General features: G+C 62.5%; 25 protein-coding genes. 13 read left to right on the top strand and 12 right to left on the bottom strand.

From position 1 onward, the window contains the following. From P9A16_RS20190 to P9A16_RS20205, 4 genes are all read left to right on the top strand, one after another. Entirely contained in the window at positions 1 to 999 is a 999-nt protein-coding gene (locus P9A16_RS20190; RefSeq protein WP_024271019.1) for a TRAP transporter substrate-binding protein, read from the top strand. 86 nt (positions 1,000 to 1,085) lie between these two features. Continuing rightward, the gene (locus tag P9A16_RS20195; protein WP_023516578.1) at positions 1,086 to 1,559 is read left to right on the top strand and encodes a TRAP transporter small permease; all 474 of its coding nucleotides are present in this window, start codon (positions 1,086 to 1,088) and stop codon (positions 1,557 to 1,559) included. Continuing rightward, positions 1,556 to 2,836, top strand: coding sequence for a TRAP transporter large permease (locus tag P9A16_RS20200; protein WP_023516577.1), 1,281 nt, complete (start codon positions 1,556 to 1,558; stop codon positions 2,834 to 2,836). The genes P9A16_RS20195 and P9A16_RS20200 overlap by 4 nt, the downstream gene beginning before the upstream one ends. A gap of 35 nt (positions 2,837 to 2,871) precedes the next feature. Then, a complete protein-coding gene (locus P9A16_RS20205; RefSeq protein WP_023516404.1) occupies positions 2,872 to 4,116 on the top strand; it encodes a Zn-dependent hydrolase in 1,245 nt (414 codons plus the stop codon). Positions 4,117 to 4,140: 24 nt separating this feature from the next. Here the strand turns inward: P9A16_RS20205 and P9A16_RS20210 are convergent, their stop codons facing one another. Together P9A16_RS20210 and P9A16_RS20215 are read right to left on the bottom strand one after the other, a co-directional pair. Further along, positions 4,141 to 5,061: a LysR family transcriptional regulator gene (locus P9A16_RS20210; protein WP_024271018.1), complete on the bottom strand. Its 921-nt coding sequence runs from the start codon at positions 5,059 to 5,061 to the stop codon at positions 4,141 to 4,143. Positions 5,062 to 5,185: 124 nt separating this feature from the next. Continuing rightward, on the bottom strand, positions 5,186 to 5,677 hold the full coding sequence (locus P9A16_RS20215) for an ATP-binding cassette domain-containing protein (RefSeq protein WP_081870673.1): 492 nt from the start codon (positions 5,675 to 5,677) through the stop codon (positions 5,186 to 5,188). Here P9A16_RS20215 and P9A16_RS20220 point away from each other — a divergent pair. From P9A16_RS20220 to P9A16_RS20230, 3 genes are read left to right on the top strand one after another with little or no spacing between them, the layout of a single operon-like run. Continuing rightward, a complete protein-coding gene (locus P9A16_RS20220) occupies positions 5,603 to 6,088 on the top strand; it encodes a hypothetical protein (RefSeq protein ID WP_051758738.1) in 486 nt (161 codons plus the stop codon). The two genes, P9A16_RS20215 and P9A16_RS20220, sit on opposite strands and share 75 nt — an antisense overlap. Before the next feature lie 35 nt (positions 6,089 to 6,123). Continuing rightward, complete coding sequence (locus P9A16_RS20225; RefSeq protein ID WP_156032044.1) at positions 6,124 to 6,534, top strand: hypothetical protein; 411 nt, start codon at positions 6,124 to 6,126, stop codon at positions 6,532 to 6,534. Beyond that, positions 6,497 to 6,946, top strand: a complete 450-nt coding sequence (locus tag P9A16_RS20230; RefSeq protein WP_024271016.1) for a GNAT family N-acetyltransferase — start codon at positions 6,497 to 6,499, stop codon at positions 6,944 to 6,946. Before P9A16_RS20225 ends, P9A16_RS20230 begins: the two co-directional genes overlap by 38 nt. A gap of 108 nt (positions 6,947 to 7,054) precedes the next feature. On the opposite strand, the gene P9A16_RS20235 is transcribed toward P9A16_RS20230, so the two are convergent. The 4 genes from P9A16_RS20235 to P9A16_RS20250 form a co-directional block, all read right to left on the bottom strand. Further along, positions 7,055 to 8,116, bottom strand: a complete 1,062-nt coding sequence (locus P9A16_RS20235; protein WP_272790703.1) for an ABC transporter ATP-binding protein — start codon at positions 8,114 to 8,116, stop codon at positions 7,055 to 7,057. 2 nt (positions 8,117 to 8,118) lie between these two features. Beyond that, on the bottom strand, positions 8,119 to 8,967 hold the full coding sequence (locus P9A16_RS20240; RefSeq protein ID WP_023515220.1) for a carbohydrate ABC transporter permease: 849 nt from the start codon (positions 8,965 to 8,967) through the stop codon (positions 8,119 to 8,121). Further along, positions 8,960 to 9,841, bottom strand: coding sequence for a carbohydrate ABC transporter permease (locus P9A16_RS20245; protein ID WP_024271015.1), 882 nt, complete (start codon positions 9,839 to 9,841; stop codon positions 8,960 to 8,962). Before P9A16_RS20245 ends, P9A16_RS20240 begins: the two co-directional genes overlap by 8 nt. 64 nt (positions 9,842 to 9,905) lie before the next feature. After that, a complete protein-coding gene (locus P9A16_RS20250; protein WP_024271014.1) occupies positions 9,906 to 11,177 on the bottom strand; it encodes an ABC transporter substrate-binding protein in 1,272 nt (423 codons plus the stop codon). Positions 11,178 to 11,393: 216 nt separating this feature from the next. Here P9A16_RS20250 and P9A16_RS20255 point away from each other — a divergent pair, with 216 nt between their 5' ends. Genes P9A16_RS20255 through P9A16_RS20275 form a run of 5 tightly spaced genes read left to right on the top strand, consistent with a single transcriptional unit; the run spans position 11,394 to position 18,289 of the window. Beyond that, entirely contained in the window at positions 11,394 to 12,152 is a 759-nt protein-coding gene (locus tag P9A16_RS20255; RefSeq protein ID WP_023516996.1) for an IclR family transcriptional regulator, read from the top strand. Beyond that, positions 12,133 to 13,218 (top strand): Gfo/Idh/MocA family protein, encoded by a 1,086-nt coding sequence (locus P9A16_RS20260; RefSeq protein WP_023516997.1) that lies wholly within the window; start codon positions 12,133 to 12,135, stop codon positions 13,216 to 13,218. The genes P9A16_RS20255 and P9A16_RS20260 overlap by 20 nt, the downstream gene beginning before the upstream one ends. Continuing rightward, positions 13,215 to 15,107: a thiamine pyrophosphate-dependent enzyme gene (locus tag P9A16_RS20265; RefSeq protein WP_024271013.1), complete on the top strand. Its 1,893-nt coding sequence runs from the start codon at positions 13,215 to 13,217 to the stop codon at positions 15,105 to 15,107. Before P9A16_RS20260 ends, P9A16_RS20265 begins: the two co-directional genes overlap by 4 nt. A gap of 10 nt (positions 15,108 to 15,117) precedes the next feature. After that, positions 15,118 to 16,557, top strand: coding sequence for an NAD-dependent succinate-semialdehyde dehydrogenase (locus P9A16_RS20270; protein WP_023516942.1), 1,440 nt, complete (start codon positions 15,118 to 15,120; stop codon positions 16,555 to 16,557). Positions 16,558 to 16,567: 10 nt separating this feature from the next. Next, positions 16,568 to 18,289, top strand: coding sequence for a dihydroxy-acid dehydratase (locus P9A16_RS20275; RefSeq protein WP_023516941.1), 1,722 nt, complete (start codon positions 16,568 to 16,570; stop codon positions 18,287 to 18,289). 256 nt (positions 18,290 to 18,545) lie between these two features. On the opposite strand, the gene P9A16_RS20280 is transcribed toward P9A16_RS20275, so the two are convergent. Then, positions 18,546 to 20,237 (bottom strand): amidohydrolase, encoded by a 1,692-nt coding sequence (locus tag P9A16_RS20280; RefSeq protein WP_024271012.1) that lies wholly within the window; start codon positions 20,235 to 20,237, stop codon positions 18,546 to 18,548. Positions 20,238 to 20,350: 113 nt separating this feature from the next. Between P9A16_RS20280 and P9A16_RS20285 the strand changes: the two genes are divergently transcribed. After that, positions 20,351 to 20,803: a hypothetical protein gene (locus tag P9A16_RS20285; protein ID WP_023517596.1), complete on the top strand. Its 453-nt coding sequence runs from the start codon at positions 20,351 to 20,353 to the stop codon at positions 20,801 to 20,803. 319 nt (positions 20,804 to 21,122) lie between these two features. On the opposite strand, the gene P9A16_RS20290 is transcribed toward P9A16_RS20285, so the two are convergent. Genes P9A16_RS20290 through P9A16_RS20310 form a run of 5 tightly spaced genes read right to left on the bottom strand, consistent with a single transcriptional unit; the run spans position 21,123 to position 25,742 of the window. After that, positions 21,123 to 22,283, bottom strand: coding sequence for an iron-containing alcohol dehydrogenase (locus P9A16_RS20290; protein ID WP_024271011.1), 1,161 nt, complete (start codon positions 22,281 to 22,283; stop codon positions 21,123 to 21,125). A 4-nt stretch (positions 22,284 to 22,287) separates the two neighbouring features. After that, positions 22,288 to 22,986: an SDR family NAD(P)-dependent oxidoreductase gene (locus tag P9A16_RS20295; protein WP_023513169.1), complete on the bottom strand. Its 699-nt coding sequence runs from the start codon at positions 22,984 to 22,986 to the stop codon at positions 22,288 to 22,290. A 2-nt stretch (positions 22,987 to 22,988) separates the two neighbouring features. Then, the gene (locus P9A16_RS20300; RefSeq protein ID WP_037408252.1) at positions 22,989 to 24,032 is read right to left on the bottom strand and encodes a glycerol dehydrogenase; all 1,044 of its coding nucleotides are present in this window, start codon (positions 24,030 to 24,032) and stop codon (positions 22,989 to 22,991) included. Positions 24,033 to 24,042: 10 nt separating this feature from the next. Further along, the gene (locus P9A16_RS20305) at positions 24,043 to 24,885 is read right to left on the bottom strand and encodes a carbohydrate ABC transporter permease (protein ID WP_024271010.1); all 843 of its coding nucleotides are present in this window, start codon (positions 24,883 to 24,885) and stop codon (positions 24,043 to 24,045) included. Further along, positions 24,882 to 25,742 carry a carbohydrate ABC transporter permease gene (locus tag P9A16_RS20310; RefSeq protein WP_023515450.1) on the bottom strand — a complete coding sequence of 287 codons (861 nt, stop codon included), beginning with the start codon at positions 25,740 to 25,742 and terminating at the stop codon, positions 24,882 to 24,884. The genes P9A16_RS20305 and P9A16_RS20310 overlap by 4 nt, the downstream gene beginning before the upstream one ends.

A 25,742-nucleotide genomic window follows, 5' to 3' on the forward strand; every position in this document is an offset into this window, starting at 1 on the left:
ATGAAACTGGGCATATCGAATATTTCCCGTGGTCTCGCTGCGGCAGTTATGGCGGGCGTTATTAGCCTTTCCGCACATTCGGCCGCCATGGCCGAGACGACGATCCGCCTCGGTCATGTGCTGGCCGATACGCATAGCTGGCATGTGGCCTCTATCGATTTCGCCAAGGACGTTGCGGAAAAGACGCAAGGCCGCGTCAAGATCGAGATTTTCCCCTCCGGCCAGCTGGGTACGGAGAAAGAAGTGATCGAGGGCATGCAGATCGGCACCATCCAAGGCGGCCTGATCGGCAGTGGTTCCTTCCAGTTCGTCGAGCCGAAATTCGGCATCATCGAAATGCCCTATGCCTGGACCAGCCGCGAGCAAGCTTTTGCAGCGCTTGACGGCAAGCTTGGAACCGCGCTTTCCGACCTGCTGCGGCCGAAAGGCATCGAAGTTCTCGCCTGGTGGGAGAACGGTTTCCGCAACATCACCAACAGCAAGCATCCGATTGCCAAGCCCGCCGATCTCGCCGGCATCAAGATCCGCGTGACACCGGACAAAGTTCGATTGGCAACCTTCGAGCTTCTTGGCGCACAGCCCGCACCGCTGGCTTTCGGCGAGCTCTATTCGGCTCTCCAGCAAGGCGTGTTCGACGCGCAGGAAAACCCGCTGTCGATCATCGATGCATCGTCATTCTATGAAGTGCAGAAATATGTCTCGATGACCGGCCATATCTGGGGCGCGGCCTGCCTGACGGTGTCGAGCATGACCTGGGCGCAGATTTCCCCCGAAGATCAGGCCATCGTCAAGGAAGCCGCAGTCAAATGGGGCAACGCCCAGCGGCAAATGGTTGCCGACAACGAGGTAGCACTCATCGAAAAGCTGAAGTCCAAGGGCATGGCGTTCAACGAGGTCGACAAGGCCGCCTTCGTAGAGGCGCTGAAGCCGATCTGGGACAACGAGAAGGGCGTTTTCGGTCCCGAATTGCTCGCCATCATGGATAGCTATCGCAAGTAAAGGCGATCCCCTTTGTCCTGCCTGCCTCCCGCGGGCAGGACAAAGTCGTTTCCATCCAAGTCTTCCCACATATCAGCGAGATTTCCATGCAGGATGCATCGAACCCGCCACGGATAGCTGCCGCAATAGACCGGACTGCCGGGGCCGCCGGCGGCTTGGCTATCGCTACCTTCACCGGCATCATCGTCTACGTCGTCATCTGCCGCTATGCCTTCTCCTTCACACCACGCTGGTCGGAGGAGATTCCGCGCCTGCTGCTGGTGTGGGCAACGTTCATCGGCGCGATCTCCGCCTTCATCCGCAAGACGCATCTCTGTGCCGGACTGACCGACCTGATCGTCGCACCCGGCCGCTTCCGCGTTTTCCTCGACAGGCTCGCACGCCTGGCCTCCTTCCTGTTCCTGATCGTCGTCTTCTGGTCCGGCTGGAAAATGACATCCCTCACCTGGTCGCATGAGACGACGGTTCTCAGCTGGCCCGCCGGTCTTGTCTATCTGGCCCTGCCGGTCACCGCGGTCTTCGCCTTCGTCGCCCTGCTGGCCCTGGAACTGCGCAAATGAGCCTCGCCCTTATCGTTCTTTTCGTCGTCTTCGTCCTTCTGCTGCTGATCGACGCACCGATCGTGATCGCGCTCGCGCTGTCCTCGGTCGCCTATCTGCTTGTCGGGGACGCACTGCCAGTGATGGTCGTCGCGCAGCGCATGGTCGCCGGTATCGACAGCTTCACCCTGCTTGCGATCCCACTGTTCCTGCTTGCCGGCCTGCTGATGGTTCATGGCGGGCTCGCGCCCCGAATCGTCAATCTCTGCGCAGCTGTTGTCGGACAGCGCACGGGGGGGCTTGCCATCGTCATGATCGCCGCCTGCATGATGTTCGGTTCGCTTTCAGGCTCGGGCGTCGCGGATGTGGTCGCCATCGGCTCCATGCTGCTGCCGGCCATGAAGGAGCGTGGCTATCATCCCGGCTTTTCTGCCGCTGGCCTCGGCTGTGCAGGCTCGCTCGGCACGGTCATTCCGCCTTCCATCGTGCTGATCGTCTACGGTACCGCGACCGGCACATCCATCGGCCAGCTTTTCATCCATTCGATCGGCCCCGGCATCCTGCTCGGCCTCGGCTTGATGGTCGTGGCTTGGTGGATTTCGCGCAAGAACGGCTGGAAGGGCGGCGAACCTTTCAGCTGGGCCCGTCTGGGAACGGCACTGCGCGAATCCATCCTTGCCCTGCTGGCGCCGGTCATCATCGTCGGCGGTATCCGCTTCGGCATCTTCACGCCGACGGAAGCAGCCGGTGTCGGCGTCGCCTATGCGCTGCTGGTCGGGATGCTGGTCTATCGCCGCCTGACATTCGCCAAGGTCTTCAGCCTGCTGCGCGACACCACCGAAATGACGGGCTCGATCCTGATCGTTATCGCCGCCGCCTCGGTATTCGGCTGGATTCTGACAGTCGAGCAGGTCCCCCAGCTTGTCGTTAACGGCATCACCGGAGCAACTGAAAGCGCCACGGTAGCCCTGATCCTGATGATGATGGCCGTTCTGGTGCTCGGCACCTTCATGGAATCCATCGCCATTATTCTGATCCTCGCGCCCGTCTTCCTGCCGGTCCTGCGGGCCTTCGAAATCGATCCGGTCTATTTCGGCGTGCTCCTGACCATCAACCTGGCGATCGGTGCCAACACGCCGCCCCTCGGCATCGACCTGATGGCTGCCTGCCGCACCGGAGGCATCCCGATGTCGGCGTCCTTCCGCTACCTGCTGCCGTTCATCGGCGTGATGACCTTCATCATGTTCCTTCTCGTTCTCTTCCCGGGGCTGATGAGCGTGCTGTCATTCGGCATGTAACCGGCTCCCAACTACCGCATCTGAAAGGTGAACCCATGACGTTCGCACCCGATACCCGTGTCGATATAGATCGCTTCTGGTCGACCATCGAAGGATCTGCCGAAATCGGTCAGGGACGGCCAGGCGGCCTTGCCCGCCTAACGCTGACGGATGACGATCGCCGCATGCGCGACCTGTTCATCAACTGGTGCCGGGACGCCGGTCTGAGCGTTGAGATCGACGAACTCGGCAATATCTTCGGCCGACGGGAAGGGTACGATCCCTCGCTGCCGCCGGTGCTGATCGGTAGCCATCTCGACACTCAGATCAACGGTGGCCGCTTTGACGGCATTGCCGGTGTGCTTGCGGGCCTTGAGGTCGTGCGAACGCTGAACGATGCCGGCCATGTCACACGGCGGCCCATCGTCGTCGTGGACTGGACGAATGAGGAAGGCGCGCGTTTTTCGCCGCCCATGGTGGCGTCTGGCTGTTTCGTTGGAGCCTATGACGTAGATTGGGTACACAATCTGGTCTCCGACGACGGCGCGCGCTTCGGGGCCGAGTTGGAGCGCATCGGCTACAACGGCAACAAGCCTTGCCGTGCGGGCGAGATCGACGCCTATTATGAACTCCACATCGAGCAAGGGCCGCTCCTTGACCTCGAAGGCCGTGATGTCGGCGTGGTGACGGGCGGCTATCCTAGCTACGGCATGCGCGTTCGTTTCACGGGTAAGACGGCGCATACCGGCCCGACACCGATGGACCTGCGCCGCAATGCGCTGATCGCGGGTGCCCGTTGGTTGACCGCCGTCGACGACATCGGCTGGGACTACGCCGTCGGCGATGGGAAGGCGACCGGCGCTCGGCTGGCGGCCTGGCCGAACAAGCCGGGCATCCTTTCCGACACCGCCCAGGCGATCTGCGACGTGCGCCATCCCGATCCGGCAACAGCCCGGGTTATGGCTGAGAAAATGCGCCGCGCCGTTTACGAAAGCGCCGCAAGGGCGGGGTGCGAAGCAGTGATCGAAGACGAATGGTTCTGGGGCGGCGATATCTTCGACCGCGATATGGTGAGCGGCATTCGGGACGAGGCAGTGCGGATGGGTTACGACTGGCGCGATATCCAGTCCCAGGCGGGCCACGACGCCTATTTCCTCGCCCGCCACTGCTCGACGGCGATGATCTTCACCCCTTGCAAGGGCGGAATCACGCACAACAACGAGGAAGATTGCACCCGCAGCGATCTAGAGCCGGGCCTTAACGTGCTGCTGCACGCGGTCGTGGCGCGTGCCGATCGCTGATTGTGCGGACCAGTCCGGACATGCTCAATGCATGTCCGGATAAAGGGCGCGCAGCTCTTTGACCAGATCGAGGAAATGTCGTTCGGCGCGGGAATATTCGCCTTCCGGGTGGGTAACCAGAAAAACATCCGCGCCCAGAGGATAGTCCTTGATCTCCAGAGGCCAGAGGTGGCCGTTCGCGACTTCGTCATGCACGGCGGTTAGCGGAAGGATGCCGATTCCAAGACCGGCCACGATCATTCGCCGGACTTCCTCCAGATTGGGGCTTTGGCCACTCATGCGTTCGCCCAGTCCGAGGCTCTGGCTGAGCACCGACATGGGTTCCAATCCCATGCCTTCACTGGCGCAGGTGAAGGAGACGAAGGATTCCTGCCGCAACTCCCGCTTCTCGACCTCCTTGCGACCGAAAAAGGCGTGTTCGGCTCCGCAATAGATGCTGAATTCTTCACGAAACAGCAGTTCACACGTCAGGTTGAAGACGGGCCGCGATAACAGGCAAAATCCGATGCCACACTTTTCCGCGTTGATGCGCTTGATCGTCTCCTGGCTATTCTGCACCTCGATGACCCACGTCACGGATGGATAGCGCTGATGATAGAGCCGCAGCGCCTCGTTGATCAGCGGTGATTCCAGATTGGAGATGATCTGGATGCGGACTTCGCCGAATTCCTCGACCGTCTTATCCTGCGTCAACTGACCGATGCGCTCGACAGCATCGAAAATCTCGCCGCATTCCTCGAAAACCTTCTGCCCACGGGCCGTCAACTCGAACCGGCGGCTGTCGCGCAGAACGAGCTGGCAGGCCATTTGCTCTTCAAGCCGCTGGAGCGCCTGGCTAACGGAGGGCTGGCTCATGTTGAGCCGCGCCGCCGCGCGCGTAAGGCTTCGCTCCTTGGCAATCATGAAGAACGACCGTAGGAGATTGAGATTGAGGTCTGTCAGCATCGATCAACCCTACCGCTTCGACCGACGCCCGGCAACCGGATCTCCTGAAGGAACAGGCCAACCATAGCGAGGCAAAAAGTCAGCCCTGCGCCATCTTCCAGCGGCGCATTTCGGCCGAGCCCCTCTATAACCGCTGGTAGATCGGTGACGAGGCCAGCAGGGCTTCGTGGCTGCCGCCGTCCAGAAGCACAATCCGATCTGCAGCCACGATAGAAGGAAGATCGTGGGCAATGACGAAAAGGGCCGATACAGCGCGCTGGATCGCCTCTTCGTTTTCCGGATCGAGCGCCGACGTCGCCTCATCGAGAACGACGATCGGCGCGTCCTTCAGGATCGCCCGGGCGATGCAGATCCGCTGGCGCTCACCGCCGGAAAGCCGCGCACCGAGTGGACCCACCCGGGTCTGGTAACCGAGTTCGAAACCCATGATCGCGTCGTGAACGGCAGCGGCTCTGACGACGGCCTCCACCTCCGCATCGGATGCCACCGGCCTGCCGACGCGGATGTTGTCCGCAATGGTTTCATCAAACAGCAGGGTCTCTTGGAAGACCGGGGCGATCATTGCGGCGAGCGCCCGGCTGTCGATAGCGCGGATATCCTGGCCGCCGACCAGGATTCGTCCGCAGTCCGGCTTCTAAAACCGCATGAGGAGTTGCATGCAGATATTTCTTCCGCTGCCATTGGCACCGATGAGGACCGTCATGTCTACCTGCGGCCTTTCAGCGTGATTGCCGGCGCCTGCGCCCTGGCTTCGGCCATGCTGCCTTCCTTCGAAACCATTTCCCCTCGTCCATATACTGTGCAAAACACCCGTGAATCGACCGCCTGGATGCGCGCCCTGCCCGCTTTGGTCCGCAGTCGGGCTCTGTTCCCCATCCTGATGGTCGGGCTTGGCGCCTCCGTCTTCACAGGCCTGATGACCTTCCAGACATCGCTCATCCGTGGGACCACGCTGGAGGCGGGGACCTATTTCGGCGCCTATGCCATAACGGTCGTTGGTTACGCTTCTTCCTGGCACCAACGCTGACAAAGGCGGATTCGAACCGCATAGCGGTGCTTCTCTTGGTGATGATGTCACTTGGCGTCGGTCTGGCCTTCGGCTTTACGGCCGGTGTTCTTGTTCAGCTGGCCTCAGCGACCACGCTCGGCCTCGGCTATGGGCTGGCGTATTCGATCATTCAGGCCCAAACAGTCAACGATGCGCCATCGCCGCTTCGTTCGGCGGCCCTCACATGGTTCGTCATTGCGTATTTCATTGGTATTTTCGGGTTTCCCATGCTCGGCGGCTGGCTAATCGTGCTATTGGCAACCAGTGGTTTCTCGTCGTCGTTCTGTCTCTCGCTCTTGCCGAACTGGCGCTTGCTCTCATCCGTCTTGCCGGAAAACAGAAAAAAGTCGCGTCGGCGGCTCAATGACATTGTAGGAGGATTTCACCGTGACCAACTTTTCCATTCGCCCGGTTCGCGCCGATGACAGATCGCAATGGGACACGCTCTATCAGGGCTATGCCGACTTCTACAAAGTGACCCAGACACCTGAAATGCGGGAAACGGTCTGGTCCTGGCTGCTCGACGAGACAAAGGAATCCCGCGGACTTCTGGCCGTCAGCCCTGACGGGAAAGTGCTTGGACTTACCCACTTCCGCCCCTTCGCTCGCCCGCTTTCGGCCACAACCGGCTGCTTCCTAGACGACCTTTTCGTCTCTTCGGACGCGCGTGGGCTCGGCGTCGCCGACGCCTTGATCGAAGCGGTACGCGGCGTTGCGGCCGAAAACGGCTGGTCGGTGGTGCGCTGGATTACGGCGGAAAACAACTACCGGGGCCGCAATGTCTATGACCGCATGGCCAGCAAGACGAACTGGGTGACCTACGACATAAAGCTATAGCCCCGCGGCACTGCACTTTCCTGCACATGCCGGCCCGGTCTGCACGGTGAAGCTCTTGATGGGAAGCGAACCATCAGCCCGCCAAGTCTGGCCCACACCGGTCCGCTCCTACCCTGAAATCGCGACCCCATTTGCATCGAAAACATGCAGCTTGTCCGCCGCCGGCTGCATTCCCACGATATCGCCCGCTGCCAGGTTGCTTTCATCTGGTGCCGAAAGAGTGATCGGATCATTCAGACCTGGTGTTTCAACGTAGGCGTAGGTCTGCGCGCCAAGACGCTCGATCAACTCGACACGACCACGGATTCCCCCCTGTTCCGGCGGAACAATCGTCAGATGCTCTGGACGGATGCCGGCAGTGGTCGCTCCCGAGGCGCTCCAGGGACGCGTGTTCTGCACAGGCACCCCATGCACAACAAGGTGTCCATCTTCCACCGAAGCTGGCAGGAAGTTCATGGCGGGGGCGCCGATGAAGCCGGCGACGAAGATGTTGGCGGGACGCTCGTAGAGTTCCATCGGCGCGCCGACCTGCTCTATCCTGCCCTTGTTGAAGACGACGATGCGGTCGGCGAGTGTCATGGCCTCGGTCTGGTCGTGCGTCACATAGATCATCGTGGCGCCGAGGCGCGCATGGAGACGCGCGATCTCAAGCCGCATCTGCACGCGCAGCGCCGCATCGAGGTTCGACAGCGGCTCGTCGAACAGAAAGATCTTCGGCTGTCGGATGATCGCACGGCCGATGGCGACACGCTGGCGCTGGCCGCCGGACAGTTCACGGGGGACCCGTTCGAGCAAGGGACCGATCTGCAGCGTGTTCGCGACGTCGCCCACCCGCCGGGAAATCTCCGCCTTCGGCAGCCCGGAAAGCTTCAGGCCAAAGCCGATGTTTTCCGCGACCGTCATATGCGGGAACAGGGCATAGGACTGGAAGACCATGGCGATTTCGCGCTTGGCCGGCGCCGTGGTCGTGACGTCACGGCCGGCAATGCCGATCGTGCCGTCCGTCACATCCTCGAGGCCGGCGATCATGCGCAGCATGGTGGATTTTCCGCAGCCCGAGGGGCCGACGAAGACGACGAACTCTCCTTCCGCGACATCGAGATCGACCCCGCGGATGACCTCCAGCGCGCCATAGGTTTTGCGGATCGAGCGAAGTGCAAGCTGTGTCATGATCAACCCTTTACCGCGCCCATGGTCATGCCCTTGATGAAGTAGCGCTGGAAAAACAGAAAAACGAGAAGCGTGGGCAGGCTGGCGACGAGCGAGAGCGCGCCCTGCACGCCCCAGGCGACGGAATACTGGCCCTTGAGATTGACGATGCCGATCATGATCGTCCGCTTGTCGTCGGACTGGGTGAAGATCAGCGGCCAGAGGAAATCGTTCCAGATCCAGGTGAACTGCAGCGTCGCGAGCACCGCAAGCGCCGGCAGGCTGAGCGGCAATACGACGCGGGTCAGCACCTGCCACTCGCTGGCGCCCTCCAGGATCGCCGCCTCACGGAGCGCCGTCGGCACGGTGGAGAAGAAGTTGCGCATCAGGAGCGTGCAGATCGGGATGCCGAGCGCAGTGTGGACGATGAAGACCGGCCAGAGCGTATCGATTAGCCCCATGCCGTTGAACAGGCGGAAGAGCGGAACGAGGATGACCTGCGGCGGGAAAAACATGCCCGCGACGAGGACGAGGAACAGCATGTTGGAGCCGCGGAAGGGCAGCTTGGCAAAGACATAGCCGGCCAGCACGCCGAGCGCTGTCGAGGCCAAAGTGCCCGGGACCGTGACCAGCAGCGTATTGAGGAAGTAGCGGTGCACTGCGGGATTCGACAGCACTTCGACGAAGTTGCCGAGATAGAGCGCCGTGGGGAACGACCAGAGGCTGCCGAGCGCGATCTCGCGCGTCGTCTTGATCGAGGCGAGCAGCACGCCGAGCGTCGGCAGCAGGAAGAGAACCGAGAGCGCAAGAAGCATGGCGAAGATCGCTCCGCGCCAGGGATCGAAGCGGCGGACGGCGGAAGGATTAGCCATAGATGCGATCCACCTTCTTGAGCTGGCGGAAGTAGATACCGATGATCGTCAGCGCGATCAGGAACAGCACGACGGAAATGGCGCTGCCATAGCCCATCAGGTATTTGCGGAAGGATTCGTTGTACATGTGCATGGCAAGCGTATCGGAACTGTTGAACGGCCCACCACCGGTCATGATGTAGAGGATGTCGAAGCCCTTGAGCGAGTTGATCACCGAAAGGGCGATGACGACGACGGTGGACGGGGTGAGCAGCGGCAGGACGACGAAGACGATGCGCTGCCAGAGTTTCGCCCCCTCGATCTCACAGACTTCCAGGAGGTCTTCCGGAATGGCCGTCAGGCCGGCGAGGTAGATCACCATGGAAAGGCCGGTCTGCTGCCAGGACCAGGCGAGGATCACCGATCCAAGCGCCGTATCGGGCTTGGCAAGCCAGGCATAGCGCATCTTCTCCCCGGTGACGTTGGAAAGCATGGTGTTGAGCAGGCCCCAGTCCGGCTGGTAGATCCAGATCCAGATCTGCCCGACGATGACGGCCGAAAGGCAGATCGGCAGGTAGAACACCGTCTTGAAGGCTCGCCCGCCCGGAACCTTTCCGTCGAGCAGCAGTGCAAGACCGAGGCCGAACAGCGTCGGTACCACGATCGCGGCGACCATCCAGATCGTCGTGTTGATCGCCGCATTCATAAACAGCTTGTCGGTGAAGATTTTGGCGAAGTTGTCGAGGCCCACGAAGTCGTAGTTCGAGTCGAAACCGTTCCAGTTCGTCACGCTGTAGAAGAACGAACTGAACAACGGCCAGATCACGAAGACGGCAAAGACGGACAATGGCGGTGCCAGAAGCGCAACGCGCCAGACGGTGTTGTGCCGCTCCATCAGAATTCCTTTCCGGTAAACCGCGGCCCACCTTGGGCCGCGGTCTTCATTCCTGTTGTTTGGCCTACTGCTTGAATGCCGTCTTGGCATCCACAGCCACGGCCTTCAGGATCTCATCCAGCTTGGACGGATCGTCGACGAAGCGCGTAAACATGGAAAGACCGACTTCGGCAACGGGCGGCGTGGTGGCGAGGTCGTAGTTGAAGGCGAAGGCCTCAGCCTCGGCAACGGTCTTCGCCGCGCTCTGCATGACGACATTGTAGGTCTTCGGGTCAACATTGACATTTGCGGACAGCGCGCCCTGCGCTTCGGCCCATTTCGCCTGCACATCGGCGTTCGACATCATAAAGGCGAGGAATTTCTCCGCACCTTCAGGATTGGCGGCGTTGGCGGAGATCACCAGACCATCGACCGGGCCGACGGCGGCATTCGCGACGCCGTCCTTGATCTTCGGGAAGGGGAAGAAATCGTAGTCCTGCCCGGGAACGAGGCCGACGCCATTCCAGTAGCCGGTGATCCAGGTGCCCATCAGGGTCATCGCCGCATCGCCACGGGCCACCTTGTCGGCAGCATCCGTCCAGTCGTCGGCATTGGCGTTCTCGACGAAGAAGCCCTGATCAAGAAGCTCCTTCCAGAGCGTCATGGCTGCGACGACTTCCGGGTCGTCATAGGACGCCTCGCCCTTCATCAGCTTGGCACGATAATCGGGGCCAGCAGTGCGCAGCAGCAGGTAATCAAACCAGAACTGCGCCGGCCAACGGTTCTTGGAGCCGAGTGCGATGGGGGCGATGCCCTTTTCCTTCAGGGTCTTGCCAAGCGCAGTGAACTCGTCCCAAGTCGCGGGCAGCTTCGTCACGCCGGCATCGGCGAGCACCTTCTTGTTATAGAACAGGCCGGCATAGTGATAGTTGAACGGCACAAGGAAACGCTTGCCGTCATAGAGCGTCGCGCTGTCGGCGATGGGCTTGGCGACCACACTGTCCAGCTTCTCGCTCGTCCACATGCCGTCGATCGGACGCAGGCTGTTGGACTTCACGATGAAATCGACGCGGGCACCGGCCCAGTAGCTGAAGACATCCGGAAGGCTGTGGCCCGCTGCCCGCACGAGGATGTCGGTCTTGAAGTCCTCATGACCAACAGGACTTTCCTTTATCTTGATACCGGTCGCCTGCTGGAACTTTTCGACCTGCTCGTTGAATGCCTTCAAGCCGAGCTCGCCCGTGAAATAGTGGCTGATGGTGACTTCGCCGGACTGGGCGAAGGCGGGGCCGGCCACGCCCGCTGCAGACGCCAGGAGCGCTGCAAGCATGAGCGAGCGCCGCGTAATGGAAAACATAGGAACCTCCCGTAGAGTTTGCGATTGTTAAACTTATTACCTCGCAAAACCAGAATTCGGCAAATTTGTTGCCTATGTCAACACAAAAGTATTGCATTACGCAACAAAACGGGCAATTCATCCATTTATCGGCGGCCGTCGCTGATTTAGTTGCCACATGCTGTACTTGTGTTTAGCATGACGCAAATAGACGGCACCCCGAAGGAGTTTTAAACGATGCGCCTCTTGCAATCTCTCACGCGCGGCCTCGAAGCCCTCGACTTTCTCGCAGCAAGCCGCGAGCCCGCCCGGCTGACCGACGTCGCCGAAGCCTTGGGCGTGGACAAGTCGAATGCATCGCATCTCATGAAAACCCTGGTCGCCGCCGGCTATGCGACGCAAGATTCGACACGCCGCTACCAGCCGACCGACAAGATCACGCGCCATGCGACCATCGGCCATTCGCTCATAGATATCATCGCCGTGAAAGAAGCCTGGCGTCCGATACTTGAACGGTTCGTCGCCGAGACCGGAGAATGCGCGCATATGGCCGTGCTCGTCGGCAGCCGCGTCTGGTATATCGACAAGATCGACTCCTCCCTGCCGCTGAAGGTCGACCACCCCATCGGCGCTCTTGCACCGCTTCATTGCACGGCGCTCGGCAAGGCGTTCCTCGCCTTCGGCGATGCGCAGGTCGATGGCCCCTTCCCCTCCTTCACGCCGCGCACGCTGACAACACGCCGCGCCCTCGACGACGAGATCGCCCGCACCCGTGCGCGCGGCTACTCCATCGACAACGAGGAATTCGCGCCCGGCATCCGCTGCGTCGCGCGCCCGATCTACGACAATCAGGGTCGCATGATCGCCGCCGTCGGCGTTTCCGGCCCTTCCGTTCGCGTGACCGACGAGCGCCTCGCTGAGCTCGGCCACATCGTCACAACCGTTTCCATACCTGCATCACAGAAAGGCCCATTGCATGAGCACCAACCCGATTAGGGTCGCCATTGTCGGCACCGGTCGTATCTCCGATCTTCATGCGATCGAGTATCTTCGGAATCCGGCAAGCCGCATCGTCGCGCTTTGCGACCGGGATTCAGCCCTGGCCGAGGCCAAGGCGGGGGAATGGGGACTTGCGGATGTCGCGATCGAAACCGATCTCGATGCCATTCTTGCGCGGCCCGATGTCGATCTGGTGGAAATCCTCCTGCCGCATCACCTGCATCTTGGCGCCGCGCTGAAGGCAATGGACGCCGGCAAGATCATCTCGCTGCAGAAGCCGATGTGCGTCTCGCTTGAGGAGGCAGACCAGCTCGTTGCCGCCGCCGAAGCCTATGACCGACCGGTCAAGATCTTCGAGAACTTCATCTTCTATCCGCCGGTCCTCAAGGCGCGCGACCTTATCGACCAGGGCGCGATCGGCACGCCGCTCTCCATCCGCATCAAGTCCAATCCGGCGCGCAGCGCCACCGCCTGGGACGTGCCGGCCGCCGCCAATGCCTGGCGCCAGAAGCAGGATCAGGCCGGCGGCGGGCCGCTGGTCTTCGACGACGGCCATCACAAGTTCGCGCTGGCCTGGCACTTCATGGGCGAGCCGGATGAGGTCCATGCCTTCATCGGCGACACCGAAGGCCCCGGCGGCATCCGTTTCGACGCCCAGTCGCAGATCTCCTTCCGCTTCCCCGGCAACCGTATCGGCAATCTCGAAATCGTCTATTCGCCCGAAATGGAACTGGCGACGAAACACTACGCCCAGGACGACCGCGTCGAAATCACCGGCACCAAGGGTGTCATCTGGATCAATGGCGGCCACGGGCGCCTCGCCGACGTTCCGCCGGTCGTGCTCTACAGCGACGGCAAGCTGACGGAATTCAACGATATCCCGACCGGGTGGGAGCAGAGCTTTGTCCTGTCGACCCGGCACTACATCGACGCCATCGGAACCGGCGCGGCCCCCGTGCTGACACCGCGACAGGCGCGCGAGATTCTGCGTTTCGCGCTGGCCGCCGAGGAATCCGCGCGCATCGGCCGCCCTGTAGATCTGCGGAACGGGAGGTCGGCATGACGCTTCCTCCGTTTCCCGATGGTCCGACGCACACCGCCGCCGACCGTGCCGCGTGGCTGCGCACCGCCGGCGGCCTGAAGGCCGCGATAGATGCGGACCGTCTCAGCGCACCGGTGACGATGCCGCTGGTCGAGGCGCTGGTTCTCGGCCTGATGCGTCAGGGCATCACCAAATATCTCGCGATCTTCGGCCATGGCAGCACCGCGCTCGCCGATGTCCTCGACACCTACGAGGCCGAGGGTCTGGTGCGCTGCTGGCAGTTCCGCAACGAGGTGGAGATGGCCCATGCCGGCACGGCGCTGTCCTGGGTCTATGGCGAGGTCGGCGCCGTCGTCACCTCGATCGGCCCGGGCGCCTTCCAGGCCATGGCCGCATCGCTTGCCGCCTCGTCCAACGGCGTCGGCCTCTATCACCTCTATGGTGACGAGACGACACAGGGCGAAGGCTACAATATGCAGCAGGTGCCGAAACCGGCACAGGGCGTTTTTGCCCAAATCACCTCCCTTATGGGAAGCGCCTATACGCTGCATACTCCGGGCGCGCTGCGGGATGGACTGCGCAAAGGCGCAACCTGCGTTTTCCACCCGTGGCGCCCCGGCCCCTTCTACATGAACCTGCCGCTCAACACACAGCCCGCCCCGGTGACGCTGCGCCTCGACGCCCTGCCTGACCGGCCAGTCTTCCCTGCGCTTGCCCCCGCCGACGACAGCCCGCTGCGGGCCGCGGCGGATGCCATTCGCGCGGCGGGCAAGGTCGCGATCAAGCTCGGCGGCGGCAGCCGCACGGCCGCGGATGCCGTGCGGAAGCTCACTGAGGCAGCGGGCGCGCTCGTCGTCTCCAGCCCCGGCGCCAGCGGCGTCCTGCCGGCCAATCATCCACAGAACATGTGCGTCGGCGGCTCCAAGGGATCGATCAGCGGCAACTGGGCGATGGAGGAAGCCGAACTCCTCGTCGTCATCGGCAGCCGCGCCGTCTGCCAGGCGGATTGCTCCGGCATCGGCTGGCCGAAGGTGCGCCATGTCGTCAACATCAATGCCGACCCCATCGACGTGCAGCACTACAACAACACGATCGCGCTTACGGGCGATGCCTCCGTCGTCGCCGGCCGGCTGGCCGGGATGCTGGCAGGCGACAAACCCGATCCACGCAAGACGGCATGGCTGGACGCGGGCCGCGCCAAGCGCGCCGAATGGGACGGCTTCCTCACCCGACAGGCAGGCTCGCCGCCGCTCTTTGATATGGTCTGGCAAAAGCCGGTACTCACCCAGCCGCGCGTCATCCGGCTCGCCGCCGATTTCTGCCGCCGGCACGGCGCGCTGAAATTCTTCGATGCCGGCGACGTACAGGCAAATGGCTTCCAGATCGTCGAGGACCAGGCGCCCTTCGAAACGTTCACCGAGACCGGCGCGTCCTATATGGGCTTTGCCGTCAGCGCGCTGCTGGCCTCCGGCATCGCCGACAAGGGCCGCTACGGCATCGCCTTCACCGGCGACGGCTCCTTCATGATGAACCCGCAGGTGCTGATCGACGGTGTCGAGCATGGCGTGCACGGCACGATCCTGCTCCTGGACAACCGGCGCATGGCCGCCATCAGCCATCTGCAACACGCCCAATACGGCCGCGACTTCCGCACCAATGACGGTGTCGCCGTCGACTATGTGGCGCTGGCCGGCGCGGTGAGCGGTGTTCGCGCCCTCTCCGGCGGCGAGGACGAGACAAGCCTTATGGCCGCGCTTGAGGAGGCGCATGTCTGGCCAGGTCTCAGCCTTGTGCACGTTCCCGTCTATTTCGGCGAGGACCCCGCCGTCGGCCTCGGCGCCTATGGCCAATGGAACGTCGGCAACTGGGTCGACGACGTCCAGCGCCAATATGCCCGCACCCTGATCTGAGAGAACGACCATGTATGAACAATTCGGACTGCTGATCGACGGTCAGTGGCGCGCCGCGCGCCGCGGGCAGACCCGCCCCGTCATCGATCCCGTCGATGAAGAGATCATCGGCCATCTGCCCTCGGCGGACACCGCCGACCTCGACGAGGTTCTGGCCGCCCTCGCCCGCGAGGCTCCCCGCTGGGGCAAGGTTTCCGGATGGGAGCGCAGCGGTCTCCTCCGCCGCATCGCCACGGAAATGCGCGCGCTTTCCGACCGCGCCGCGCGCGACATGTCCGCCGAAACCGGCAAGCCCATCGCGGAGGCCGCGGGCGAATGGAACGCCGCCATCGACCAGTTCGACTGGTATGCCGACGAGGCACGCCGCATCTTCGGCCATGTCCTCGACGGACGCGATCCCGATGTGCGCCTCAATGTGCGCTTCGATCCGGTCGGCCCGGTCGCCGCCTTCACCGCCTGGAATTTCCCGGCCCTGCTGCCGGCGCGCAAGATTGCCGCCTCGCTCGCCGCCGGCTGCCCGGTCGTCATCAAGCCCTCGGAGGAAGCGCCCTCCAGCACCTTCCACATCGCTGCCGCGGCGATCAAGGCCGGCCTACCCGCCGGCGTGCTGAACGTGGTCAGCGGCAAGTCCTCCGACATTTCCGCCTACCTGATCGCCTCGCCGGTGATCCGCAAGGTCTCGCTCACCGGCTCCGTGCCCGTCGGCAAGCTGATCCTCAAGCAGTGCGCCGACACGGTGAAGAAGGTGTCGATGGAACTCGGAGGCCATGCACCGGTTCTGGTGCTTGCCGATGCCGATCCGGTCGCGGCCGCGACGGCCTGCGCCCGGGCGAAGTTTCGCAATGCCGGCCAGGTCTGCATCTCGCCGAGCCGGTTCTATGTGCACGATTCCATTTACGAACCCTTCGCCCGGACCATGGCGAACCTTGCCAACAATCTCAGGATCGGTCGGGGCAGCGACGACGGCGTTGAGATGGGACCTATGGCAAATGCCCGCGGCCGAGAGCGCATCGCCGGCATGGTCGCCGACGCCCTGAGCAAGGGAGCAACCCTATTGGCCGGCGGCGAGATCCCCGCCGACCGCAATCGCGGCTTCTTCTATCGCCCGACGGTTCTCGGCAATGTGCCGGACGACGCCTCGATCATGACGGAAGAGCCGTTCGGCCCCGTCGCTCCGGTCGCCCGCTTCTCGGGTTTGGACGACGCCATCAGGCGTGCCAACGATGTGCCCTTCGGCCTTGCCGGCTACGTCTTCTCGCGCTCGCTCGACGGCGCAAACAGGGCGGCGGAAGCGCTCGAAGTCGGCATGGTCGGGATCAACGACATGCTGCTTGCCGCAGCCGAAATCCCCTTCGGCGGCATCAAGGAAAGCGGCATGGGCCGCGAGGGCGGCCAGCTCGGGATCTTCGACTATCTCGAGGCCAAATACATCAAGACGCGGCTCGCATAAGGAGAATACCATGTGTGACGACAACAATTCCGACAAGGAAAAGGGTTTTTCGCGCGGCCTGACCAACTACGGCGACCGGGGATTCAGCCTCTATCTGCGCCGCTCCTTCGCCAGCTCGATGGGCTACAGCCGCCAGATGCTCGACCGGCCCATTGTCGGCATCGCCCACTCGGCGAGTGGCTTCAACAACTGTCACCGGCATTTTCCCGAGATGATCGAGGCGGTGAAGCGCGGCGTCCTCGCCGCTGGCGCCCTGCCCGTCGAATTTCCGACCATCTCGCTCGGAGAAGTCTTCCTCAGCCCCACGAGCCTCAAGTTCCGCAACCTCATGTCCATGGACGTCGAGGAGATGACCCGCGCCCAACCGATGGACTCGGTGGTGCTGCTCGGCGGCTGCGACAAGACTGTCCCTGCCCAGCTGATGGGCGCGGCCTCCGCAGGCCTCCCCTCGATCCAGCTCGTCGCCGGTCCCATGTCGACCAGCCGGCATCGTGGCGAACGCCTCGGCGCCTGCACCGACTGCCGCCGCTTCTGGCAGCGCTATCGCGCGGGCGATGTCGACGACCAGGGTATCGATGAAGTCGAAAAACGCCTCGCCTCGACCAGCGGCACCTGCGCGGTGATGGGAACCGCCAGCACCATGGCCTCGCTTGCCGAAGCCATCGGCATGATGCCCGCAAATTCCGCAGCGATCCCTGCGGTTGACGCAGATCGCTTGCGCATGGCGGAGGAAACCGGCCGCATCGCCGTCTCGCTGATAGGCTCGGACAAGACGCCGAAGACGATCATCACGGAAAAGGCGCTGGAAAACGGCATGCGCATCCTGATGGCGATCGGCGGCTCGACCAACGCCATCATCCATCTCGCCGCCATCGCCGGCCGCCTCGGGTTGAAGATCGATCTGCGACGCATGAACGAAATCAGCGACACGACACCGGTGCTCGTTGACCTCAAGCCGACCGGGAGCGCCTATATGGAGGACCTGCACGCCGCCGGCGGCGTCCCCGCCGTCATGCGCGAACTGAAGCATCTCCTCCATCTCGACTGCGAGACGATCACCGGCGAGACCATCGGCGACCGCATCGCGGCGGTCGATCCCTGGGTCGACCGGACTGTCGTCAAATCCGTCGACGATCCCATTCGCGAGAATGGCGGCCTGCTCGCCGTCTTCGGCAACATGGCCCCGCGCGGCGCCATCATCAAGCGCTCGGCCGCCGACCCAAATCTCTTCGAGAAGACCGGCCGCGCCGTCGTCTTCACCTCGCTGCAGGATCTTGCCAACCGTATCGACGATCCCGACCTCGACGTGACGGCGGACGACTTCCTCGTCCTCCAGAATGCCGGCCCGCTCAGCGATGCCGCCATGCCGGAGGCAGGCTACATCCCGATCCCCGCCAAGCTCGCGCGCGCCGGCGTCAAGGACATGGTCCGCATCTCCGACGCCCGCATGAGCGGCACCGCCTACGGCACCATCGTGCTCCACGTTGCCCCGGACGCCGCCTCCGGCGGCCCGATCGGCTTCATCCGCAACGGCGACAGGATTGCGCTCAGCGTCAAAGACCACGCAATCCGTCTCCTCGTCTCCGATGAGGAACTGGAAACGCGGCAAGCCGAACATCAAATCGAGAAACGCCCTGCGCCCCGCGGCTACGACATGCTCTACCGCGATCACGTGCTGCAGGCGGACGAGGGCTGCGACTTCGACTTCCTGCAAAGCGCGCCAGAATCCTGATCTGAAGGCGGCTGGTCCGCCGAGGTTTCACCGGGCGGCTGTGCAAAGCATTAAGACGTGACAGCAGAGGCAGGCAGTGAATGACGCCGAGTGATTGCCCCTGGGTTGTTTATCGATCGTATCAATCGGATGCTGTGCAATAAAATGCGGACACTCCTTCGTGGCGGAAAACCGGCATCACCCAACCGTTTCGGATAAAGCCAACAGCCCTACATCCCCAAGCAAGACCAAGGAGCCGGATGAAAGGAGGATCCGCCTACTCTTTAAACAACCTCTCCGGATCGTAGACTGGCCGACCCTGTAAAAGCGTTGCCATGACTTTCGCCTTCGCAATCTCTCTGATCGGGATAGAAAGGATATCGCGGTCGATCACGACCAGGTCGGCCAGTTTACCGACCTCCAGCGATCCGGTGGTCTTGTCCTGGCGCAGCAATCGCGCGGGGTTGATTGTCATCCATTCAATAGCGGTGGCAACGTCCGCAGCTCCGTTGTCCTTTCGCATGACTGCAGCCTGGATCTTGATGAGGGGCGACAGTTCGTCGGCGTCGAAGTCACTGCTCATCACCACCTCAGCGCCCGATGCCGCTAGTGCGCGTGCCGGCATCAGATGCTCTGCGCGCTGGCCGATGAAGCCGCGGATGAATTGAATGTACTCAGCGTCGATCGAGCTGGGAGCAAGTTGGAAATCAGCGACAACGCCCAACTGCTTGAACCTGCCGTAGTCGGCTTTGTCAACGAGATAGAGATGTGTAAGGCGATGCGGGCCCGGCTGTGGGTCAGATTGTTCGATCGCATCAAGGGCGAGGCGTGCACCGCGGTCGCCGGTGACATGGAAGTGCAATTGAAAGCCCGCTTTCGACAGCGCGCTGGAGTAGCGGTTCAAGGTAGAAACATCAAAATACAGAAAGCCACTATCGAAGCCGTGGTCAATGCCCGCACCTTTCCTGTAGGGCTGCATCACTGACCCGGTACGTTGTTCGAGAATGCCGTCAACGTAGATTTTCGCCTGATTGAACCGCAGTAAGCTACTTGCGTCGTTGGAATAGAGCTTGCGAAGCGCGGCCATCTGCTCGTCAAAAGCCAGATCCGGGTATATATAGAGGGCGTTCGACGCACGCACAGTCAGGGTGTCCTGCGCCACGGCCTTCCGCCAAACCTCGACATGGCCCTGAGGCCAGAAACCACCCGCATCGCTGACCGACGTGATCCCGTTTTCTGCCAGTGTTTCCAACGTTGGCAGCAGGCTTTCATAGGCAAACTCGATATTCTCCGCGGTCGCGGGAAAGGCCAGGTTGCGTAGCCGCTGCTGGGCGTTTTCCAGAACGATCCCATTCGGCTTGCCCGTTTTTTTGTTGCGCAAGATGATGCCACCGGACGGATTCACATCCGTCACATCATAGCCCGCAGCACGCATCGCGGCAGAGTTTGCCCAGGCCCCATGCCCGATGTCGTCAAGGATCAGAACCGGCCTGTCCGGTGATATTTCGTCAAGCAGGGCAATAGGGTTGTCATCCTGATCAAGCAGATTTGTCATGCTCACACCCGACCCGAGCACCCAATCCTTCTTGCTCGAGGCCATACAGTCCTCGACCGTGGCCAGAGTGTTTCCGAGCGTATCGAATGGCTCGAACGAGCAGAGGATTTCGTTTACCCCGGCTTCGATCAAGTGCATGTGGGCATCCTGAAACCCCGGCAGCACCGACATTCCGCGCAGATCAACGACCCTGGCCTGCTTTCCGGCAGCCGCCAACGCCTCCTCCTCGGTTCCGACTGCGAGAATGACACCGTTGTCATCTACGGCGATCGCCTGGGCGGACGCCCTGCTGGGGTTCACGGTATGGATCTTGGCATTGGTCACGACCACCGGCGCCGCCCAAATCACCGAAGGCATACAGACGCTCGCGACAAGGACCATTGCGAAAACGGTTCTCATATCGATACGGCTCATCCGGTATTCCCCAGTGTTGAAAGGTCAAGGTAGGGCATCGTCCGGATTTTCCAATGACAAACCATTTGAACATACTAATGTTCGCCTCCAGCAGGGAACAGGGAGGCAGAAAAATGGGAGAATGGTTGGAGCGGAACTTCGAGAAGATCAGCGCAGTCGGAGCAATTGCAACAGCCCTTGCGGCACTGGTCGCGCTGATCGTTGTCCCGCTTCAGATCCGTTCTGCAGATATTATCCAGCGCGACCAGACCGCGCGGGAAATATACCGTGAATTCCTGAGCCTGACGGTTCAGAAGCCGGAGCTGGCCAGTGGTCGCTACTGCGCGATGAAGGACGAAAACCAGCGCATCGCCTACGAGGGTTACGTGGACTATTTGTTCTACACTGCCGAGCAGATGATTGAATCAGACCCAGAGTGGAAGGGGCCGATGGCATCTTACTTCAATGATCACCTTGAGTTCATTTTCCAACGCGCGAACCGGGAGCGCTTCACCCAGAGTGTCGCTGCAATCGCCGCGGGGCTTCAATCGCAGTGTTCGAAGATTGAGAGCTGCACATTCGAGTAAACCGGTTGCGTTACCGGAAGCTATCCGATCGGCCATTCTGACAAACCCCACTGTTGATTTCCGGCAGGGTTTGATCCGGCTTCCATTTGGCACGGCTCCACTTTGCACCTTCCAAAAATGTTTAGCAAAATTCGATACTTAGCTTCATGGTGAATTGCAGCAAAACAAGAATCCAGCTCAAAATCTGCTGACAATCGACAGTACGGGCTTTGATATCGCCCGGTGCACTATCGCTCGGCTGACGGGATCGATGAACCTGCAAGGGATCATTCGCGGGAAGCCCATCCGCATGACGGTACCGGCCAAGTCGTCACTACGCCTAATACGCAGTCCGATACAGTACCAACGCATCCGCTTCATTCAATGGTGCCGGATTGTTAGCGAGAAGTCGGGTCTGCCGCATCGCGTCTGCAGCAAGTGTTGGGAGCATGTCTTCCGCCACCCCAGCATCCCGCAGCCGGCGCGGTACGCCGGAAGCATCCATGAGGCCGAGCATTCGACCGAGAAAGCAACGGGCGCGGTCCATCTCACTGTCAGCGCCCGTAAGATCCGCCCCCACAGGCACGGCCAGCCGCGCATAAAGTGGCGCCGCTGCCTTCAGGTTGAAATCGAGTACGGGCCCGAGCATCAGCGCGTTGGCAAGGCCGTGGGGAATGTGACAGCGGCCACCCAGAGGATAGGCCAGTGCATGGACTGCCGCCACCGGTGCATTCGCAAAAGCTTGCCCAGCCAGCGTCGCGCCCAGAAGCATGGCCTCCCGCCCCGTGCGATCGCTGCCGTTGTGGCATGCGGCAACCAGATGGGTGGAGAGAAGCCGCAGCGCCTCGCAGGCCAGAAGGTCGGATATGGGGTTCTTCTTGTGCCGGGAGGTATAGGCTTCGATCGCATGCACCATGGCATCGATGCCAGTCGCAGCGGTGTGCAATGGCGGCAAACCGCAGGTAAGCGCCCCGTCGAGCAGGACCCGGTCGGCATAGAGCTGGTCGGCGACCACGCCCATCTTCGTTGTCTCGCCGGTGGTCAGGATCGTGATGTTTGTCACCTCCGATCCCGTGCCGGCCGTGGTCGGAACCTGCACGAGCGGCAGACGCCCGCCCTCGACGTTGCCGATGCCGTAGAGGCTCGCAAGGCTTTGCCCGGAACGGATGAGAACGGCGGCCAGCTTTGCCACGTCCATGGACGAGCCACCGCCGAAGCCGAGCACGATGTCGACATGCGCTGCCCTGGCGCGTGCGACGCAATCGAGAAGGACGCTTTCGGGCGGGTCGGCAACGACGGCGCCAAACAGGGTCACGGCAAAGCCGTTCGCCCGGAGTGAGGCAGCCGCGGCGTCCAGCACGCCCGAGGCCGTGAGGCCGGCATCCGTGACGAGCAAGAGGTTGCGCTCGGCAAACCAGGCGCCCAGCCTCTCTCCGAGGCGGGCCGCCCCGCCCCATTCGACGGTAAGGCTCGGAACGGTGTTGAATTCAAACGACTGCATCGGATCAGGCCGCCAGATAGCCGCCGTCGACGGGCACGATGGCGCCGTGGACATAGGACGCGTCGTCCGACAGGAGGAAGGCCACCACCCGGGCGATCTCCACCGTGGCGGCCCACCGTCCGATGGGAATGCGGGCATCGATCCGGGCGCGCCGTGCCGCATCCGCCCGCGCCCCTTCCGAAATGCGTGTCTCCACCCAGCCCGGCGCCACCGCATTGACGCGGATGCCGCTTGCTCCCCAGGCCACGGCCAGCGAGCGCGTCAGCGCCGCGACAGCCCCCTTGCTGGTCCCATAGCCAGGCGCGACGGGGTTGCCGAACCAGCTCCACATCGAAGCGATGTTGACGACCGAACCGCTGCCGCGCTGGAGCGCGTCACGGGCCGCCGTGCACGAGGAAAGGACGCCTGTGACGTTCACCGCCATGACCTTCTCGAAGACCGCCGGATCCCACTCCTTGCCATACTGGATGGTTCCCGCGCAGGTCACGAGCCCGCCGAGCGTTTCGAACCCTTCGAAGACACGGGCAAGGGAGGCCGGATCGGTGACGTCGCAATCGACGAAGCGGGCTGCGTCGGGAAACCCGTTCTCCCGCTCCAGCCCCGCAGCCGTCACCTGCCAGCCACGCTCGAGAAGCACATGGGTGGTCGCCAGCCCGATACCGGTCCCTCCGCCGGTAACCACCACGTTTCTTGTCTCTCCCATCGTCAGTTCCTTTCGTCGAGGCTCCGCATCGCGCGCATGAGATCGCCGGCATCGAGTTTTCGATAGTAGTTCGGGGCATAGGGCGCGGCCAGCGCGACCTCCGCCATACGCTGGAAATCGGCCTCCGCGGTAATGCCGAATGCCTTGAAGCTGGTGGGCAGGCCTATGCGGCGGAAGAAATCGGCAAGCGCGCAGATCTCCTCCGCGCTGCCCTGCCCGGCGGCAAGCTGGGTCAGTGTTCCAAGCGCAACCATTTCGCCATGCAGGAGGCCGCCCAGCGCCGGCATGATCGAAAGCCCGCGCACCATGGCATGGGCGATTGAAAGGCCGCCGCTTTCAAAAGCCAGGCCGCTCAGAAGCACCGCCGCCTCGACGACACGCTCGAAAGCCGCGTCGGGCTCGACTGCCGCCATCGCGGCCTGGCTGTCGGCCAGAAGGATCTCCTGAGCGCGCGAGACGATCGCCTGTGTTAGTTCCGTCGGCCGGCCCGAGAAAAAATTGAGCCCGCCGCCGGCAAGCGCGCCCGCAAGCTCGTAGGGCTTCGACATCGCATCACCGATGCCGGCGGCAAGGAACCGGCGCGGCGCGCCGGCGATGACGGCGGTATCGACCAGCACCAGAACGGGGTTGGTCTTCATGCGGCGCACGCCCTCGACGGCATGTTCCGGCGTGTAGACGACGGCGATATGGCTGGTCGGGCTGTCGTTGGAGGCGATCGTCGGCACGATAGCGACCGGAAGGTCGCGCTCGATCGCCGCCCCCTTTGCCGTGTCGATCGCCTTGCCGCCGCCGATTCCGATGAGGAGCCGGGCATCGCCCGCCTCCTCCGCGCGTGCGATAATTTCCGCCGCGGTGCATTCACCGCCGAACTCCATGAGGCGGGCACCGGGCAGCTGGCGGATTATGCGTTCACCGAGAAGGCTGCGTGCAACCGGATCGATGACCACGGCCACCGGGCCACCCCCGACGATCGCCACCTCCTGCGCCAGCCGGTCGATGGCGCCCGGCCCCTGCACGTAGCGCAGCGGCGCGCCCAAAATACGCATGGTCACGGCATCATCCTTTCACGGCGCCGGCCGTCAGGCCTTGTACAAAGTAGCGCGACAGCGCCAGGAAGGCGGCAAAGAGCGGCAGGGCGATCAGCGTCGAGCCGGCCATGACGTCGCCCCAGCGCAGATCGAAGGCGCCAATCATCGAGGCAAGGCCCAGCGGCACGGTCTTGTTGGCGTCCGAGCCGATCATGACAAGTGCGAAGGTATAGTCCGTCCATGAGAGCAGGAAGGCGAAGATCGCGACCGTCACGAGGCCGGGAACCGAGAGCGGCAGCACCACCCGCAGAAACGCGCCGAGCCGGGTGCAGCCATCGACCATCGCCGCTTCCTCCAGTTCGAAGGGCATCGTCTTGAAGAAACCCCAGAGGAACCAGACCCCGAGCGGCATGGTGATCGTCAGGTGCGAGATGACCAGCGAGAGCAAGGTATCGTTGAGCCCGATCAGCGAGAACATCGAATAGAGCGGAATGGCAAGCAGCAGCGGCGGGAACATGTAGGCATAGAGCATGCCGGCGATGATCATCTGTTTGCCGCGGATGCGCTGGCGCGTGACGCCGTAGGCGATCATCACGGACAGGACCATCGTCAGTGCCACCGTGGTCACGGCAACGATCAGACTGTTGAGGAATTGCCGCGGATAGTCGGTCTGCGCCAGGAGGCTGGTATAGTATTCCAGCGTCCAGCGCTGCGGCACCAGCGACGGGTTCATCAGCATTTCCTGCGTGGGGCGCAGGGAGGAGACGATCATCCAGTAGATCGGGAAGGCGCTGTAGACCGCGAGAACGATCGCCGCGAAGTAGAGCCCCACACGGCCGGCGATCCGCCGGGGTCGGATTTGCCCGCTCATTTGCCTTGCTCCATCGGGAATACGCGGAAGTAGATCGCCACGGCGACCATGAGGACGAAGAAGGAAAGCGTCGCGATGGCTGCCCCGCTCCCAATATCATAGAGTGCGAAGGCCTCCCGATAGGACAGGACCGGCAGATGCTCTGTGGCCCCCAACGGCCCGCCGCCCGTCGCCAGCCAGACGACGTCGAATTTGTTGAACATCCAAACGCCGCGCAGGAGGATGATGACCGTCAGGATCGGCCGCAGCGAGGGCAGCGTGACGTGGAAGAACTGCCGGATAGGTCCGGCGCCATCGACGCGCGCCGCCTCGTAGAGCTGGGTCGGCACCGTCTGCAGGCCAGCAAGGAAGGTCGTGGTGACGAAGGGCGTCCACAGCCAGACCGAGATCAGGATGACGGAGACCATCGAGGCCGTTTCCGTTTCGAACCAATAGATCGGCGGCAGGCCCCAGTCGTCCATCAGGATCGTCACGATACCGAGCGAGCCGTCCACCATCCACTTGAATACCAGCACCGCGACGACCGTCGGCAACAGATAGGGCAGGAAGGCAAGCCCCCGCAGAAGCGAGCGACCGATGAAATTCTGGTTCAAGAGCAGCGCGAAACCGATGCCGAGAACCACCTGCAGCACGATCGCAAGCCCGGCATAGACGATGCCGTTCCACAGCGCGTTCCAGAACGCGGCGCTCGCCAGAACCTCGCCGTATTTTGCGAAGCCGACCCAGACCGGATCGGCCGTCAGCGACGGCATGTCGTAGAAGCTGAGGGATACCGCGTAAAACGCGGGGCCGACGATCAACAAGAGGGTCGCAAGGACCCCGATGCCGAGAAAGCCAGGCAGCAGCCAGCGGGTCAT

Origin of the sequence: Shinella sp. 838, assembly GCF_029623935.1 — a bacterium.
GTDB lineage: Bacteria > Pseudomonadota > Alphaproteobacteria > Rhizobiales > Rhizobiaceae > Shinella.

What these genes read in the sequence shown, in the direction of transcription:
- P9A16_RS20265 (WP_024271013.1), top strand. Translation starts at nt 13,215, where the DNA reads ATGACGCTTCCTCCGTTTCCCGATGGTCCGACGCACACCGCCGCCGAC.
- P9A16_RS20260 (WP_023516997.1), top strand. Translation starts at nt 12,133, where the DNA reads ATGAGCACCAACCCGATTAGGGTCGCCATTGTCGGCACCGGTCGTATC.
- P9A16_RS20205 (WP_023516404.1), top strand. Translation starts at nt 2,872, where the DNA reads ATGACGTTCGCACCCGATACCCGTGTCGATATAGATCGCTTCTGGTCG.
- P9A16_RS20280 (WP_024271012.1), bottom strand. Translation starts at nt 20,237, where the DNA reads ATGAGCCGTATCGATATGAGAACCGTTTTCGCAATGGTCCTTGTCGCG.
- P9A16_RS20285 (WP_023517596.1), top strand. Translation starts at nt 20,351, where the DNA reads ATGGGAGAATGGTTGGAGCGGAACTTCGAGAAGATCAGCGCAGTCGGA.
- P9A16_RS20195 (WP_023516578.1), top strand. Translation starts at nt 1,086, where the DNA reads ATGCAGGATGCATCGAACCCGCCACGGATAGCTGCCGCAATAGACCGG.
- P9A16_RS20200 (WP_023516577.1), top strand. Translation starts at nt 1,556, where the DNA reads ATGAGCCTCGCCCTTATCGTTCTTTTCGTCGTCTTCGTCCTTCTGCTG.
- P9A16_RS20275 (WP_023516941.1), top strand. Translation starts at nt 16,568, where the DNA reads ATGTGTGACGACAACAATTCCGACAAGGAAAAGGGTTTTTCGCGCGGC.
- P9A16_RS20235 (WP_272790703.1), bottom strand. Translation starts at nt 8,116, where the DNA reads ATGACACAGCTTGCACTTCGCTCGATCCGCAAAACCTATGGCGCGCTG.
- P9A16_RS20270 (WP_023516942.1), top strand. Translation starts at nt 15,118, where the DNA reads ATGTATGAACAATTCGGACTGCTGATCGACGGTCAGTGGCGCGCCGCG.
- P9A16_RS20310 (WP_023515450.1), bottom strand. Translation starts at nt 25,742, where the DNA reads ATGACCCGCTGGCTGCTGCCTGGCTTTCTCGGCATCGGGGTCCTTGCG.
- P9A16_RS20295 (WP_023513169.1), bottom strand. Translation starts at nt 22,986, where the DNA reads ATGGGAGAGACAAGAAACGTGGTGGTTACCGGCGGAGGGACCGGTATC.
- P9A16_RS20305 (WP_024271010.1), bottom strand. Translation starts at nt 24,885, where the DNA reads ATGAGCGGGCAAATCCGACCCCGGCGGATCGCCGGCCGTGTGGGGCTC.
- P9A16_RS20245 (WP_024271015.1), bottom strand. Translation starts at nt 9,841, where the DNA reads ATGGAGCGGCACAACACCGTCTGGCGCGTTGCGCTTCTGGCACCGCCA.
- P9A16_RS20240 (WP_023515220.1), bottom strand. Translation starts at nt 8,967, where the DNA reads ATGGCTAATCCTTCCGCCGTCCGCCGCTTCGATCCCTGGCGCGGAGCG.
- P9A16_RS20255 (WP_023516996.1), top strand. Translation starts at nt 11,394, where the DNA reads ATGCGCCTCTTGCAATCTCTCACGCGCGGCCTCGAAGCCCTCGACTTT.
- P9A16_RS20300 (WP_037408252.1), bottom strand. Translation starts at nt 24,032, where the DNA reads ATGCGTATTTTGGGCGCGCCGCTGCGCTACGTGCAGGGGCCGGGCGCC.
- P9A16_RS20210 (WP_024271018.1), bottom strand. Translation starts at nt 5,061, where the DNA reads ATGCTGACAGACCTCAATCTCAATCTCCTACGGTCGTTCTTCATGATT.
- P9A16_RS20250 (WP_024271014.1), bottom strand. Translation starts at nt 11,177, where the DNA reads ATGTTTTCCATTACGCGGCGCTCGCTCATGCTTGCAGCGCTCCTGGCG.
- P9A16_RS20190 (WP_024271019.1), top strand. Translation starts at nt 1, where the DNA reads ATGAAACTGGGCATATCGAATATTTCCCGTGGTCTCGCTGCGGCAGTT.
- P9A16_RS20290 (WP_024271011.1), bottom strand. Translation starts at nt 22,283, where the DNA reads ATGCAGTCGTTTGAATTCAACACCGTTCCGAGCCTTACCGTCGAATGG.